Annotated in this window: 13 protein-coding genes and 1 other RNA gene; all 14 read right to left on the bottom strand. The window is 66.1% G+C overall.

Annotated features, from left to right (window positions below; translation table 11 throughout):
- The gene (ftsW, locus tag LQK81_RS06915; RefSeq protein WP_230804754.1) at nt 1–1,155 is read right to left on the bottom strand and encodes a putative lipid II flippase FtsW; all 1,155 of its coding nucleotides are present in this window, start codon (nt 1,153–1,155) and stop codon (nt 1–3) included.
- An 11-nt stretch (nt 1,156–1,166) separates the two neighbouring features.
- Nucleotides 1,167–2,570, bottom strand: a complete 1,404-nt coding sequence (gene murD / locus LQK81_RS06910) for a UDP-N-acetylmuramoyl-L-alanine--D-glutamate ligase (RefSeq protein ID WP_230804752.1) — start codon at nt 2,568–2,570, stop codon at nt 1,167–1,169.
- A gap of 4 nt (nt 2,571–2,574) precedes the next feature.
- The gene (mraY, locus tag LQK81_RS06905) at nt 2,575–3,675 is read right to left on the bottom strand and encodes a phospho-N-acetylmuramoyl-pentapeptide-transferase (protein ID WP_230804750.1); all 1,101 of its coding nucleotides are present in this window, start codon (nt 3,673–3,675) and stop codon (nt 2,575–2,577) included.
- Nucleotides 3,676–3,844: 169 nt separating this feature from the next.
- Entirely contained in the window at nt 3,845–5,278 is a 1,434-nt protein-coding gene (locus LQK81_RS06900) for a UDP-N-acetylmuramoylalanyl-D-glutamyl-2,6-diaminopimelate--D-alanyl-D-alanine ligase (protein ID WP_230804749.1), read from the bottom strand.
- Entirely contained in the window at nt 5,275–6,729 is a 1,455-nt protein-coding gene (locus LQK81_RS06895; protein WP_230804748.1) for a UDP-N-acetylmuramoyl-L-alanyl-D-glutamate--2,6-diaminopimelate ligase, read from the bottom strand. Before LQK81_RS06895 ends, LQK81_RS06900 begins: the two co-directional genes overlap by 4 nt.
- A 70-nt stretch (nt 6,730–6,799) precedes the next feature.
- Nucleotides 6,800–8,551: a peptidoglycan D,D-transpeptidase FtsI family protein gene (locus tag LQK81_RS06890; protein ID WP_230804747.1), complete on the bottom strand. Its 1,752-nt coding sequence runs from the start codon at nt 8,549–8,551 to the stop codon at nt 6,800–6,802.
- Nucleotides 8,551–8,952, bottom strand: a complete 402-nt coding sequence (gene ftsL / locus LQK81_RS06885; RefSeq protein WP_230804746.1) for a cell division protein FtsL — start codon at nt 8,950–8,952, stop codon at nt 8,551–8,553. Before ftsL ends, LQK81_RS06890 begins: the two co-directional genes overlap by 1 nt.
- 3 nt (nt 8,953–8,955) lie before the next feature.
- Nucleotides 8,956–9,981 (bottom strand): 16S rRNA (cytosine(1402)-N(4))-methyltransferase RsmH, encoded by a 1,026-nt coding sequence (gene rsmH, locus LQK81_RS06880; RefSeq protein WP_230804745.1) that lies wholly within the window; start codon nt 9,979–9,981, stop codon nt 8,956–8,958.
- Between the two features lie 14 nt (nt 9,982–9,995).
- Nucleotides 9,996–10,436, bottom strand: a complete 441-nt coding sequence (gene mraZ, locus LQK81_RS06875) for a division/cell wall cluster transcriptional repressor MraZ (protein ID WP_230804744.1) — start codon at nt 10,434–10,436, stop codon at nt 9,996–9,998.
- A 498-nt stretch (nt 10,437–10,934) separates the two neighbouring features.
- Nucleotides 10,935–11,332: RNase P RNA component class A (rnpB, locus tag LQK81_RS06870), an RNA gene on the bottom strand.
- 74 nt (nt 11,333–11,406) lie between these two features.
- A complete protein-coding gene (locus LQK81_RS06865) occupies nt 11,407–12,609 on the bottom strand; it encodes an NAD(P)/FAD-dependent oxidoreductase (RefSeq protein WP_230804743.1) in 1,203 nt (400 codons plus the stop codon).
- A gap of 196 nt (nt 12,610–12,805) precedes the next feature.
- On the bottom strand, nt 12,806–13,327 hold the full coding sequence (locus LQK81_RS06860) for a lytic transglycosylase domain-containing protein (protein ID WP_230804741.1): 522 nt from the start codon (nt 13,325–13,327) through the stop codon (nt 12,806–12,808).
- 304 nt (nt 13,328–13,631) lie between these two features.
- Entirely contained in the window at nt 13,632–14,408 is a 777-nt protein-coding gene (locus tag LQK81_RS06855; protein WP_230804739.1) for an N-acetylmuramoyl-L-alanine amidase, read from the bottom strand.
- A complete protein-coding gene (locus LQK81_RS06850) occupies nt 14,405–15,118 on the bottom strand; it encodes a J domain-containing protein (protein WP_230804737.1) in 714 nt (237 codons plus the stop codon). The genes LQK81_RS06855 and LQK81_RS06850 overlap by 4 nt, the downstream gene beginning before the upstream one ends.
- Between the last annotated feature and the right edge of the window lie 93 nt (nt 15,119–15,211).

Here is a 15,211-nt window from a genome sequence, read left to right as displayed (position 1 = left end):
TCACTCCGCCGGCGCCATCATGCCGGAGCGGAACAGGCTCCGCTCGGTGGCGCGCTTCTCCGGCCGGTGGCGCGTCAGCGCCAGGATGAAGCCGGCGGTCACGCAGATCGCCGTCATCGATGAACCGCCATAGGAGATCAGCGGCAGGGTCATCCCCTTGGCCGGCAGCAGTTCGAGGTTCACGCCGACATTGATCATCGACTGGGTGCCGATCAGAAGCACCAGTCCCGCCACTGCGAAGCGGGTGAAGTCGTTGCGCTCCTTGAAGGCATGGTTCAGGCCGCGCAGCACGACGAAGGCGAAGACGGCGACGATGACCATGCAGAAGATGATGCCGAACTCCTCGGCTGCCACCGAGAAGATGAAGTCGGTATGGCTGTCGGGGATGATCCGCTTGACCACGCCCTCGCCCGGCCCCTTGCCGAACCAGTCGCCGCGGATGATCGCCTCGCGGGCGGTATCGACCTGGAACGTGTCGCCCTCCCCGGTGAGGAACCGGTCGATACGGCCGGCCACGTGGTCGAACAGATAGTAGGCCGATACGAAGCCGCCGAGCGCCACGCCGCCGAGCAGGATGATCCATATCCACGGCATGCCGGCCATGAAGAACATGCCGCCCCAGACCGCGGTGACCAGGATCGTCTGGCCGAGGTCGGGCTGCGCCACCAGCAGTGCCGCGACGATGCCGAACAGGAGGATGGAGAAGAGGTTGCCGGGAATTTCCGGCTGGCGGGCATGCTCGGAAAACAGCCATGCGCAGATGACGACGAAGGCCGGCTTCATGAACTCCGACGGCTGGACCGACAGGCTGCCGATCGACAGCCACCGCCGCGCGCCCTTGACCTCGACGCCGAAGAACAGCGCCAGCACCATGGCGACCAGCGAGACGATCAGCAGGATCGCCGCCATTCGCCGCACTTGCCGCGGCGTCAGGAAGGAGATCGCCACCATCGTCACAATCGCCGGCACGAGGAACAGCGCATGGCGCTTGACGAAGTGGAAACTGTCGAGGTTGAGCCGCTCGGCCACGGCCGGGCTGGCGGCGAAGGACAGCATGAAGCCGATCCCCATCAACAGGATGAAGGCGGCGAGAAACAACCTGTCTATCGTCCAGAACCAATCGGCAACCGGACCGCGCTCGGCGCGACTTACCATGGCATATCCCCCTAACCGTTGGTCTCGATCAGCATTTCTACGCCCGCGACAGCGGCGACATGACCGACGAAGGCGTCGCCCCTGACCTCGAAGTTCTTGTACTGGTCGAAGCTTGCACAGGCCGGGGACAGCAGGACCGCGACCGGTCCGTTTGCGTCACCCGCCGCATCCGCCGCCGCATGCGCCACCGCGCGCTCCAGCGTGCCGGAAATCTCATAGGGAACCTGCTCGCCGAGCGTCACCGCGAAGGCGGCGGCCGCCTCGCCGATCAGATAGGCCTTGGCGATCCTCGGGAAGAAGCCGGAAAGGCTGGCGATGCCCCCTTCCTTCGGCAGCCCGCCGGCGATCCAGTAGATCCGGTCGTAGCTGGAAAGCGCGGGCGCTGCCGCATCCGCATTGGTCGCCTTGCTGTCGTTGACGAAGACGACGCCGCCCTTGCGACCCACCGGCTGCATGCGGTGCTTCAGTCCCGGGAAGGACGCGAGCCCCTTGCGGATTTCCTCCTCGCCGACCCCGACCGCGAGGCAGGCGGCGATCGCCGCCGCCGCGTTCTGGGCATTGTGGCCGCCGCGCAGCGTCTGGATCTCGGAAAGGTCGGCGACCGGGCGTGACGTGCCGCCATGGGCAAAGCGGATATGCCCGCCTTCGGCGTAGAAACCGTCTGCCAGCGGCCGGCGGCGCGAGACGCGCACGACCTTGGTGCCCGAGCGTTCGATCCGGTCGGCGATCAGCGCCGTGAAGCTGTCGTCGACGGCGACGACCGCCGTGTCGCTTCCGGCGACGAGACGTTCCTTGATGTCGGCATAGTGCTGCATCGTCCCGTGCCGGTCGAGATGGTCCGGCGTCAGGTTCAGAAGGATGCCGGCGGTCGGGTCGATGGTGGGGGAAAGGTCGATCTGGTAGGACGAGCACTCGACGACATAGAAGCGGCCGGCCTTCGGCGGATCGAGCGTCAGCACCGCCGTGCCGATATTGCCGCCGAGTTGCGTGTCGCGGCCGCTCGCCTTCAGGATATGGGCGATCAGCGCCGTGGTGGTCGACTTGCCGTTGGTGCCGGTGATCGCGATGAACGGGCAGTCCGGCGCATGCGCCCGGCGCTCGCGCACGAACAGTTCCACGTCGCCGACGATCTCGACGCCCGCGGCGCGCGCGAGGTCCACGCTCCAGTGCGGCTTCGGATGGGTCAGCGGCACGCCCGGCGACAGCACGAAAGACGAGATCCCGCTCCAGTCGACCTGACGCAGATCAGCAGTCGGGATGCCGGCGGCCGCAGCCTTTGCGACGCTGTCCGGATTGTCGTCCCATGCCGTGACATTGGCGCCGCCCTCGACCAGCGCCTGGGCGGTCGCAATCCCCGAGCCCCCGAGGCCGAAGAGTGCGACGTTCCTGTTCCTGAGCGTGGTGACGGCGATCATGGCCTTACCGAAGCTTCAGCGTCGAGAGGCCGACAAGCGCGAGGATCACGGCGATGATCCAGAAGCGGATCACCACCTGGCTCTCGGTCCAGCCCTTCTTCTCGAAATGATGGTGGATCGGCGCCATCAGGAACACGCGTTTTCCGGTGAGCTTGAAGGAGCCGACCTGGATGATGACCGACAGCGTCTCCATGACGAACAGGCCGCCGATGATCGCCATGACGATCTCGTGCTTGGTGGCGACCGCCACCGTGCCGATCAGGCCGCCGAGCGCCAGCGAACCGGTGTCGCCCATGAAGATCGCAGCCGGCGGCGCGTTGAACCAGAGAAAGCCGAGGCCCGCGCCGATCACGGCGCCGAGGATCACGGCGAGTTCGCCCGTGCCGGGCACGAAATGGATCTGCAGGTAGTTGGCGAACACCGCGTTGCCGGCGAGATAGGCGATGATGCCGAAGGAGGCCGCCGAGATCATCACCGGCACCGTCGCAAGGCCGTCCAGCCCGTCCGTGAGGTTCACGGCATTGCCGGCGGCGACGATGACGAAGCCGCCGAAGAGCACGAAGAAGATGCCGAGGTCGAGCACGAAGCCCTTGACGAAGGGAAACGCGATCGAGGTGCCGAGCTCCGAACCCGCCACGCCGGAGGAGACCGCAGCCCGCATCATGAAATAGGTGGCGATGCCGGCGATGATGAACTCAAGCCCCAGCCGCGCCTTGCCGGAGAAGCCCTTGTCGGTCTGCTTGGTGACCTTGAGATAGTCGTCATAGAAGCCGATCGCGCCGAAGCCGAGGGTGACGAGCAGCGTCGCCACCACGTAGATGTTCGACAGGTCCGCCCACAGAAGCGAGCTTCCGACGATGCCGGCGAGGATCATGATGCCGCCCATCGTCGGCGTGCCGGCCTTCTTGAAATGGGTCTGCGGCCCATCGGCGCGGATCGGCTGGCCCTTGCCCTGGCGCACCCTGAGCGAGGCGATGATCGCCGGCCCGAACAGGAAGACGATGGTGGCCGAGGTGAACAACGCTGCGCCCGTGCGGAAAGTGATGTAGCGGAACAGGTTGAACACCTGGAGTTCGTCCGCCAGTTCGACAAGCCAGAGCAGCATTCGTGACCTTTCCCCAAAGGATTTGCGGTGTCGCGGCCGGACGGGACAAGACCGTCCCGGCGCGGGACCGCGATAAATTCAGAACCGGAGACCGCAAGGGCCGGATCGCCCCGCATTCCCCCCTATGCCAATCGTCGAAACGCCGCGAACCCCGAGGGGTCGCGGCGCATCATTCGGCGCGCTCCGTGTCGGAGAATGCCTCGAACTTGTCAAGCAAAGCCGACACGACACGGCTGAATTCGGCCGATTTCGACGACTTGACCACAAGCACGTCCCCCGGTCGCACCGATTCCAGAACGAATTTCCGCATGCCCTCGGCGTCGTCGCGGTATTCGACCCGCGCCGCCTCGCCGATCGCCGCGCGCAGCGCCGCCATTTCCGGACCGCCGATCCAGACGTCCTCGATCCCGGCTTCGGCCAGCGGCGCCGCCAGTTCGGCGTGCACCTGCTCGGAGAACGCGCCCATTTCCAGCATGTCGCCGAGGATGGCGATCCTTCGGCCGCCGGGGCCGGGAACCGTGTCGCGCAAAAGCGCGATCGCCGCCCGCATCGAGGCGGGGTTGGCGTTGTAGCTGTCGTCGATCAGCGTGAAGAAGCCACCGTCGATCGCCAGCCGGTGGCGACGTCCCCGCCCCTTTTCCGGCTGCATCGTCGAAAGCGCGTGCATGACCTTCTCGATGTCCGCGCCGGCGAGATGGGCCGCGCCGAGGACGGCGACCGCATTTTCCGCGATATGGCGGCCCGGCGCACCCATCGGGATCTCCAGCGTCTGCCCGCCGATCGAAGCCCACAGCACGTTGCCCTGCGCGCCGGCCACATATTCGATCAGCTTGAACTCCGCGGCAGGATCGGCGCCGAAGGTGTGGACATGCTCCACGCCCGCCGCCTTCGCCGCCTGCTCGAGCAGCGGGAACTGGGCATTGTCGCGATTGAGCAGCGCGTGTCCTCCCGGCGCCAGCCCCTCGAAGATCTCCGCCTTGGCGGCCGCGATCTCCTCGAGGCTTGCGAAATTGCCGAGATGGGCGGCGGCGATCGTCGTCACGATCGCCACGTGCGGGCGCACCATCTTCGCCAGCGGCCGGATCTCGTCGGCATGGTTCATGCCGATCTCGAACACGCCGTAGGCGGTGTTCTCCGGCATACGCGCCAGCGTCAGCGGCACGCCCCAGTGGTTGTTGAACGAGGCGACGGAGGCATGCACGGGGCCGCAGGCCGAAAGCGCGTGGCGCAGCATCTCCTTGGTCGTGGTCTTGCCGACCGAGCCGGTCACGGCGATCACCTTGGCGGCGCTCCGGTCGCGCGCCGCGCAGCCGAGGTCGACCAGCGCCTGCAGGACGTCGTTGACCACCAGCATCGGCGCCGTCAGGCGGCCGAGCGCCGGCAGCTTTCCCTCCGATACGACGAGAAGGGCCGCACCATTGGCGTGGGCGAGGCTTGCGAAATCATGCCCGTCCACCCGGTCGCCCTTGATGGCGAAGAAGGCGTCGCCGGGGCCGATCGCCCGGCTGTCGATGGAGATGCCGGCGATACCGGCGGGCAGGTGTCCGAGCGGGCGGCCATGGGTGGCCGCGATCAGGTCGGCGATGGTCCAGAGCAGGGTCAACGGTCGAGCTCCTCCAGGGCTTTGCGCAGTTCCGCATGGTCGGAGAACGGCAGCGTGACGCTGCCGATCGTTTGCCCCTCTTCGTGCCCCTTGCCGGCGACGATCAGCGTATCGCCCGCTGAAAGCATGGCGACGGCGGCGCCGATCGCCTCCGCCCGGTCGCCGATTTCCGTTGCCCCCCTGGCCGCCGCCATGATCTCCGAACGGATCACCTCCGGCACTTCCGAGCGCGGATTGTCGTCGGTGACGATCACGACGTCGGCGAGCCTAGTCGCGATCTCGCCCATGATCGGCCGCTTGCCCTTGTCCCGGTCGCCCCCGCAACCGAAGACGACGATGACCCGGCCCGACGTGAACGGCCGCACCGAGGACAGCACGTTCTCCAGCGCATCCGGCTTGTGGGCGTAGTCGACATAGGCGAGCGCACCGGCCTTGGTGTGCCCGACGAGTTCCAGTCGCCCCGAGGCGCCGACCAGATGGCCGAGCGCGGCCATGGCGTCCTTTGCCGGTACGCCGGTCGACATCGCAAGGCCGGCCGCGACCAAGGCGTTGGCGATCTGGAAGTCGCCGGCGAGCGGGATGTGGATTTCGTAGATGTCGTCCCCGACATGGACCTCCGCCATCTGCTTGTGGCGGAAGTGCTCGACGCGTTTCAGGGAAAGGTAGTCGCCCTTGCGGCCGACCGTGCGCACGTCGAGGCCGGCCTTCGTCGCCGCCTCGACCGCAGCCTTCGACCATTCGTCATCGGAAAAGATCACCGCCGGCGCACCCTTGGGCAGGAGCGTATCGAACAGGCGCATCTTGGCGGCCAGGTAGTGCTCCACCGTCGGGTGGTAGTCCATGTGGTCGCGGCCGAGATTGGTGAAGGCGGCGGCCGACAGCCGCACGCCGTCGAGGCGCGACTGGTCGAGGCCGTGGCTGGAGGCTTCCATCGCCGCATGGGTGACGCCGGCATCGGCAAGCTCAGCGAGCAGCCTGTGTAGCGAGACCGGATCGGGTGTCGTCAGCGAACCGTAGTCCTCGCGCCCGGGCGCGGTCACGCCGGTCGTACCGATCATCGCGGCGGCATGGCCGGCATGCGCCCAGATCTGGCGGGTGAAGGAAGCGACCGAAGTCTTGCCGGCCGTGCCTGTGACGGCGACCATCGTCTCCGGCTGACGGCCGAAGTAGCGCGCGGCCGCCAGCGCCAGGAACCGGCGCGGATCGTCCACGGCAAGGACGGGAACGGCGGCCTCGACCTTCGCCCCCCGCCCCGTCACGATGGCGGCGGCCCCCCGCGAGACGGCGTCGGCCGCATAGACCGTTCCATCTGCCTTCGACCCGTGCAGGGCGACGAACAGGTCGCCGGGAGAGACCTTGCGGCTGTCCGCCGAAATGCCGCCGATCTCGGTTGCCGCCGCGGCGGCGTCCAGTTCGGCAATTTCGGCTCCGGCAAGGTCTGAGATCTTCATATGCAGCTCTGTTCTTCTTGAAGGCGGCCGTTTCACCTACGAATCGGCACTTGCCCCGTTCATTCTGCGCTCAATAAGACACGAGCAAGGCAGACCCGTCCTCCCCGAATTTCGGCTTTACACCGAGAAGTGGGGCGCTGCGGCGGATGATCTCGCCGACCATCGGCGCCGCGTTCAGGCCGGCCGTCCGCCCGCCGCCTTCGCCGGTCTTCGGCGCGTCGATGAAGGTCAGCACCATGTATTGCGGATCGTCGATCGGAAACGCCGAGAGGAAGGCATTGAAATTGAGGCCGTTCTTGGCGTAGCGGCCGTTCACCACCTTGTCGGCCGTGCCCGTCTTGCCGCCGACATTGAAGCCGGGCACCAGCGCCCGCTTGCCCGAACCGTTCATGGCGTTCCAGCGCAGCAGGAACTTCATGTCCTCGCCGGTCGACGGCTTGACGACGGCCTGCGCCATGGCGTCAGCCTCGTCGCGGCTGCGCGGCAGGAAGGTCGGCGGCACGTACTTGCCGCCATTGACGAGCGCCGCGCCGGCCACCGCCGTCTGCAGCGGCGTCGTCGAGACGCCGTGGCCGAAGGAAATGGTGATCGAGTTGATCTTCTTCCATTCGCGCGGCTGCGACGGCGTCTTCACTTCAGGCAACTCGGTCTGCATCTTCGACAGCAGGCCGAGGCGGGTCAGGAATTCCTTATGGCCGGGAATGCCGACGATGTCGGCCATCTTGGCCGTGCCGATGTTCGACGAATACTGGAAGATCTCCGGCACCGTCAGCACCCGGTGCTTGCCGTGGAAGTCCTTGATGGTGAAGCCGCCGATGCGAATCGGATAGCGGGCGTCGAAACTGTCGGTCAGCTTCACCTTGCCGGAATCGAGCGCCATCGCGGTGGTAAACGTCTTGAAGGTCGACCCCATCTCGAAGGTGCCGTCCGACATGCGGTTCAGCCAGCCGTCCTTGGCGCTCTCGGCCGGATTGTTCGGATCGTAGTCCGGCACCGAGGCCATGGCGAGCACCTCGCCAGTGTGCACGTCGAGAACGACCGCGCCGGCGGCCTCCGCCTGATACTTCTCCATCGAGGAGACCAGCACGTCGTGCAGCATCGACTGGACACGCAGGTCGATCGAAAGCCGCACCGGCTCCATCTTGGCGTCGCTGGTCATGCCGATCGCGGCAAGGTCGGCCAGGCCCTGGTTGTCGATATAGCGCTCCATGCCGGCGATGCCGCGGTTGTCGATGTTGACGTAGCCGACGATATGAGCCGAAGCGGCCCCGCTCGGATAGAAGCGGCGCTTTTCGGGCCGGAAGCCGACGCCGGGGATGCCGAGCGCGAGGATGCGGCTCTGCTGCTTCGGCGTCAGCTGGCGCTGCAGCCACTGGAAGCGCGAATCCGATTTCAGCTTCTTGTAGGTCGCCTTCGGGTCGAGTTCGGGCAGCACGGTCTGCAGCAGTTCCAGCGCCTCGTCGGCATCGACGATCTTGTGCGGTTCGGCATAGAGCGAAACGGTGCGGATGTCGGTTGCCAGGATTTCCCCGTTGCGGTCGACGATGTCGGGACGCGAGGCAAGCAGGCGGTCGGCCGGGCCGATGCTGGAAACCGATTCCGGCTGCGTCATGCCGTATTGCACCAGCCGCCCGCCGACGACGCAGTAGGCGAGCCCGAAGCAGGCCATGATGACGGCCACCCGGCTCTTCGCCTGCGAGGCGCTGCGCTTGCGGTGCCCCTGGAAGGCCGTGGCGCCCGTCGCGCCCGCCGGCCGGCCGTTGCCGCCATGCGAGAAGTGGGCCTTGCTCTTGAGGTCCATGATGCGGGAGAGAAACGACATCAGCGTGCCACCGAGCCTGTTGCGATCTTGTCGGTGCCGGCGGCACCCTTTGCCCTGGCGATCTTGTCGGCGTCGCCCTTGATGTCCTTGTCGTCTTCGAGCGCCGGCAGTTCCGCCGTCGGCATCGGCAGTTCCATCGGCTGGACGAGCTGGGTGGATTCCGTCGGCACGAGCTTGAGATCGCCCTCGTAGATCTTCACCAGCCGGTTGAGCCGGGCCGGCTGCGTCAGGAGCGCCCAGTCGGCGCGCAGGAGGTCGATCGTATGCTCCTCGAGCATGATCTCGGCGTCCAGCTTGCGGACCTCGTCGAGCTTGTTCTCCGCCTTGTGCTTGATCGTGTAGGTCACGGTCGCAGCGGCGGTCATCACGACGACGAGAATGGCGTCAAAGGTGCGGAACATCCATCAGCCTCCAATCTTCTCAAGGCTTGCCAGGTCGGGCAGTTCGAATATCGCCAGGTCATCCGTCCCGGGAGGGGCCGCCGTCCGCTCGCCGGCCCGCAACTTGGCCGAACGCGCGCGGGGATTGGCGGCACTCTCCTCCTCGCTCGCAACGATCATGGACTTCCCGACTGGTGCGAAGATTACGTCACGCTTAATTAGCTCCGGCAGATGGCGCGAACCGGCGGACTTGCCCGAGCGGTCGAGGAAGAATTTCTTGACGATCCGGTCCTCCAGCGAATGGAAGCTGACCACGACGAGCCGCCCGCCGGGCTTCAGCACGCGTTCGGCCGCAAAGAGCGCGCGGGCCAGTTCGCCGAGCTCGTCGTTGACGAAGATGCGCAGCGCCTGGAAGACGCGCGTCGCCGGATGGATCTTGTCCTTGGCCTTCCTGGGGGTGACGATCTCGATCAGCCCCGCGAGGTCGCGGGTCGTCTCGAACGGCGTCTCGCTGCGGCGCTTCTCGATGGCGCGCGCGATCCGGCCCGCCTGCTTCTCCTCGCCGAGAAAGCCGAAGATGCGGATGAGGTCGGAGACCTTGGCGCGGTTGACGACATCGGCAGCCGAGACGCCGGCCGCCGACATGCGCATGTCGAGCGGGCCCGTCTTCTGGAACGAGAAGCCGCGCTCGGCCTCGTCGAGCTGCATCGAGGAGACGCCGATATCGAGCACGACGCCGTCGAGCCCACCGTCCGGCGCATGCCGCGCCAGCTCGGAAAACTGCGAATGGATGAGCGAAAGGCGCCCGCCGGAGGCGGCAACCAGCGCCTGGCCGGCGGCGATCGCGTTCGGATCGCGGTCCAGCGCGATCACCGAGGCACCCTTGTCAAGAATGGCGGAGGTATAGCCGCCGGCGCCGAAGGTGCCGTCGAGGACGACCTGGCCGGGAGCCGGCTTCAGCGCGTCCAGAACCTCGGCAAGAAGAACCGGGATGTGGCGGACCGGTCCGCCATCGGCTTCAGAATGTCCTCCGCCTGCATCCGCCGCCATCCCGTTTCTCCACTCTATTCCGAGCCCAGACCTCGCAACCTGCGCTCCGTCCTGGCCGCCGCCTGCATTGCCTCGAACGTCTGCGGCGCCCAAAGCTGAAAATGATCCGCGCGACCGACGAAGGTGACCTCCGCCGAGATCCCGGTGAAGTCGCGGATGAAATCCGTGACCATCAGCCGCCCTTCCGAATCGAGCTTCATGAAGACGCCGCCCCCGTGAATGAGGAGCGACATCTGATTCGCTGCCGGCGAGAACGGATCCTCGCTGGCGATCTGCCGCTCGAAACGGTCGAGCAGATCCGGCCCGCCGATACTGATCGCCGGGAAGACGAAGTCCTGGAAGCAATAGAGCTCCCGGATGTCGCGTTGCGCAAGGACGGCGCGGAAGGACGAAGGCACGGAAACCCTCCCCTTCGCATCGATCCTGTTTGTCGCATTCGACAGGAACCGGTTCATGACGCTCTACAGCCGCTTCCCTGACCGGCGAAAACCCACTGAGAGCCGGAAAATCCCCACTGAACACACGCGCACAGACAGACCCGGACACGACGCCAAAACGCCATGCCGCCCCGGACCGGGACCCTTTTGAAGCTTGCGATGAACGGGCGATCATTCGCCCCCGTGCGGTATGTTTATGGGATACCATGGGACCATATGGGCGTCAATGGGAATTGGCCGGTTCCCTGAAGCGAAGCCATCAAACGTTTATAAGCTGTTAAGTTTAACAAAGGGTTACGAACCGCCATCCAAGTAGCTGGATTCAATCGTAAATCAGCTCGGGTAAGTCGGCGCCGGGCGCCGGTGCCGGCTGCAATCCGGCAGCCTGAAAGGCGCAGGCGACGCCCGGTGATTGCGCTGTTTTGCGGGCCTGCGGGCCTCCGGCCGGCCGGCTGATGCAGGCCCATGGAGCCTCCTTCGGCGGCGGCCGTGAATCACTGTGTCGATCAGGGGAAAAACGCCAGTTGGCCTGTAAGCCGGGTTCTGTATGGCTCCGACTGACGTCGGAACGTGGCAGCCATTCATCTGGGACCGGACTTGCGCCCGGCCTCGTGCAACCCACCCGGATGACCGGCCCGGAAACGGGCTGAACGGCTTGCGCCGTTCGCGTCATCCCTATTCGGTCTTGCTCCCGGTGGGGTTTGCCGTGCCGTCCATGTCGCCATGTCCGCGGTGGGCTCTTACCCCACCCTTTCACCCTTACCTCCGAAGACGAAGGCGGTCTGCTCTCTGTGGCACTTTCCCTGGGGTCGCCCCCGCCGGACGTTATCCGGCACCGTGTTTCCGTGGAGCCCGGACTTTCCTCCCCCCGCGGCCTTTCGGCACTTGCGGAGCGCGGCTGCCCGGCCAACTGGCCCGCGTTCCTTAGCGAAAGCGCGATGCCATGGCCAGAGATTTCGACAGGATTTTCAAGGGTTGGTGCACCGGCTCAGGTCGGAGCCCGGCGAAAGTGGACGGAAAAATCGGTTGCGTAGTCCGGTTCGTCCACATGCCCGCGGACGAGAAGATCCGCGCCGATACGCCCGATCTCGTCGCAGCTCTTGGCCGCAGCCCCGCAGCCGCCGGCAAGGAGGGCGATCCGTTCACCGTCGACGAAACCGGCATAGGGATAGCCGTGTACCGTAAACGTCGTCACGCAAGGGGCGCTGGAGAAGGAGACAGGTTCGAGATCCGGCATCGCCCGGGCCAGCACGCTGCGCAGATGGGCGGCAGCCGCGGGATTTCCCTCCGTCCGGAACCAGGCACGGACGGCCGCCGCGTCGGGAAGGACGATATCGGTCGGATCGCCGCCGATCTTGATGTAGCACTTGCCGTCCGGGTAGCGGATCGGCGGCAGCAGGTAGAAATGCTCGTGCGGCAGGTAACTCTCGTCGATCCAGCTCGGCATGTCCGCGAACGCCGCAAGATCGGCCTCGGCGATCTCGGCGAACACTACCGTGCGCGCCTTGACCGTCAGATCGACCGCGCGCGGCAGAAGCCCCTCGCCGATCGAGAACCCGCCCGCCGCCACGAGCACACGCCCACCGACGACGGTTTCCCCGGAGCGAAGCGTCACCGCGGCGCCCTTGTCGATCGCTTCGACGGACACGACCTCGCTGCGGATCACCGTGCCGCCGGCCTTTTCAGTGCAAACCGTCTCGGCCGCGACCAGGCCGCGGGGATTGATGTAGCCGGCGCCCGCCGCCTCGAACACGCCGGCTGAGGTTGCCGGGATCGCGAACCGGGGAAACCGGGCCTCGACCTGCGCGCGGTCCAGGAGCGGCGCATCGACCTGCAGCCGATCGCGCGCGGCGACGACCGCGTCGAGATAGCCGCCCTCGCCGCGAGGCGCCGGCCCGCTGATCAGGCATCCGGCCTCGGTGTAGAACAAGATGCCGCTCTCCGCCTCGAGGGCGCGGTAGCGAGCGATCGAGCGACGGGCGAGCAGCGCCCAGTCCGCGTCGGCATCGATGGTTCGGGTGATCCGGCCCTCGTCGTAGTGGCTGGCAAAGACACCGTCGTGCCGCATCCTGTCGGAGGGCTCGTCCGGCCCGATCAGCGCGACGCTTGCGCCCGCCGACGCCAGATGCCGGGCGGCGGCGGCCCCCATCATCCCCTTCCCGACCACGATGAACTCGAACCGACGCGTCATGACCACCCTCGCCTGCAAGACGAGACCGGCTTAGCCCATGGCAACGCAATCGGAAAGTGGCGCGGCATTGTCGACGGACTGCCGGCCCGGAAAGCAGGAAGCCCCCGCCGCGAACGGGCCAGGGGCATCGGGTGCAGGTTGGTAAAACGGCGACAGATGCCTGCGGAACAAGCCGCAGGCCCGCGGCGTTGTCGTATCAGAGGTCGAGCAGGGTCTGGATCTTGCCGCAATAGCGCTTGGAGACCGGGTTCATCCGCTTGGCGGCATGGCCGGCATTGTACTTCAGGATCGTGCCGCAGGTGGTGCCGCCGCCGAGTTCGTGCGCCATGGCGAGGTACTTCATGCCCCACTTGATGTTCGTCTCGGGATTGTAGAGGCCCTTGGCGCCGCCGCGATAGCCCAGCATGCGGGCCGTCGCCGGCTTGATCTGCATCAGCCCGATCTCGCCGGCGCTGCCGCGGGCCTTGGGATTGAAGTTGCTCTCGACGCGGACGACCGCATGGGCGAGGTCGACCGGGACGCCGTACTGCTTGGCATAGGTCCTGATCAGCGTCGAATATCCGGTCGGCGCGCCCATCTTCGGATAGGCGGAATCCCGGGTGGCGGTTTTCAGGGGGCGGCTTTCGGCTGCGTCACGGGAGGCCGCGGTGGCCGAAACGGTCTGCGCCAGAAGGGCAAGCAGGCAGGCCGCCCCTGCGGCCACGATCGAATTCCTCATGTCTACTAAATTCTCCAGTCGTATGGGCGCACGGCGAGGCCTTGGGAACCGGCCCATCGGCCGAAACCCAGCGCAATGTTCAAACTTCATGAAAGATCCGTGCCGGTCCGGCATGGACCCAGACAGTCGCGGAAGAGGCCCTACCTCCCGCCGCCGAATGCCCGGTGCCTCGATCCTCGGTTGCAGCGCGGCCATGGGAACGGCCCGCGCCTGCCGGTTCGGAGGCAGGGGGAAAAGACATGCCCTTTCCGGTCAGGATGTGGCAAAAGGCTGAACTTATGTTAAAAAGTGAAATATTTCGTGATCACGCCAACGCCGGATCGGACCGGTCCGGCAGGCTTTTCAGCAGCCGGTGAAGCGTGTCGATCGTGGAGAAATCCGCGATCCCGTCGACCCTCGAAGGGCGGAAATGACGCTGGAACGCGGCGACGTCGCCTTCCGTCCTCTCGTCGAATAATCCATCGATTTCCGTGGCATAGCCGTAGAGCGACAGCATCGCCTGCAGCGCCTCCACCGGCGCGCCCCGGTCGCCGCGCTGGAAGAAGCGACCGCCGGTGATCGAAGCGGGCTCGACCCAGTGACCGACGCCTGCCGCATGCAGCCGCCCCCAAGGGAAATTTTCACCCGGATCGACCTTGCGGATGGGGGCGACATCGCTGTGACCCAGCACCCGCTCGGGCACGACCCCCCACCTTTCGCCACAGTTGCGACAAAGTTCGACAACTGCTGCGATCTGTTCGTCGGGGAAGGCCGGCAGGCCGCCGGGATGGCCGGGATTGGCGATCTCGATGCCGATCGAGCATGAGTTGATGTCCGCCTCCCCCTTCCACTGGCTCCTGCCCGCATGCCACGCCCGGCAGTTCTCGGGCACAAGCTGCGACACGCGCCCGTCCTCATGGACGAAATAGTGGCTGGACACCTGGCTCTCTTCCGAACGGAGCCATTGGAGCGCCCCGTCGGCGCTCGGCATGCCGGTATAGTGCAGGAGGATCATGTCGGGCCGGCGCCCGCCGGCGCGCTCGCCATGGTTCGGCGACGGCGTCACCGCAGCACCCGGATAGTCAGCAGTGAATGCGGTCATGCCGCAACGCGCTCTTTCTCGATTTCGGCATAGGCGGCGTTGAGGACGGCCATGCGGTCGTTCGCGATCCGCTGGAATTCGGCCGGTACCCCGCGCGCGATCAGCGTGTCGGGATGGTTCTCCGAGGCGAGCACGCGATAGCGCTTGCGGATGGTGGGGAAGTCGTCCTGGGGCGACACGCCGAGCACCTTGTAGGGGTCGCGTCCGTCGACATGGACATGGCGCGCGGTGATCTGCTCGAAGCGCTCGACGGCCATGCCGAAGATCTCCGCCACCCGCGACAGGAACGCCATTTCCTTCTCGTGGATCAGCCCGTCCGCCTTGGCGATGTGGAACAGTCCGTCGATGATGTCTTCGAGGATTGGGCAGTTCCGCTCGCAGGAAACGCAGAGCGCCGCCATCTTCTCGGCATAGGCCTCGTAGCCGGCGACGTCCTGCCGGGCGAGATTGTAGAGGCGCGCGACATTGGCGGCCTGGTCGGCCGGAAACTTGAACACGTCGCGAAACGCGTCGACCTCGGCCGTCGTCACGATGCCATCGGCCTTCGCCATCTTCGCCGAAAGCGCGATCATCGCGACCGAAAACGCGACCTGGCGCCGCGTTTCCGGGTCGCCTTCCAGAAGCGTCCGCACGGCTTCGACAACGCTGGAGAGAGCGTTGCAGGCCGCGTCGGCGACCATGCTTAGCAGTCGATCCCAGATGGAAGGCATCAGCATCGGTCCGTGTGTGAGAACATAAAGTGATCTTGACCAGACATCTGCGGCGAAAGCAAGTCACCGCATCGTCATTTCCTGCTAGCATAA

Origin of the sequence: Rhizobium sp. GN54, assembly GCF_021026345.1 — a bacterium.
Classification (GTDB): domain Bacteria; phylum Pseudomonadota; class Alphaproteobacteria; order Rhizobiales; family Rhizobiaceae; genus Mycoplana.
Note: the sequence above shows the minus strand (reverse complement) of the source record. Positions and strands in the feature narration are given on the sequence as shown.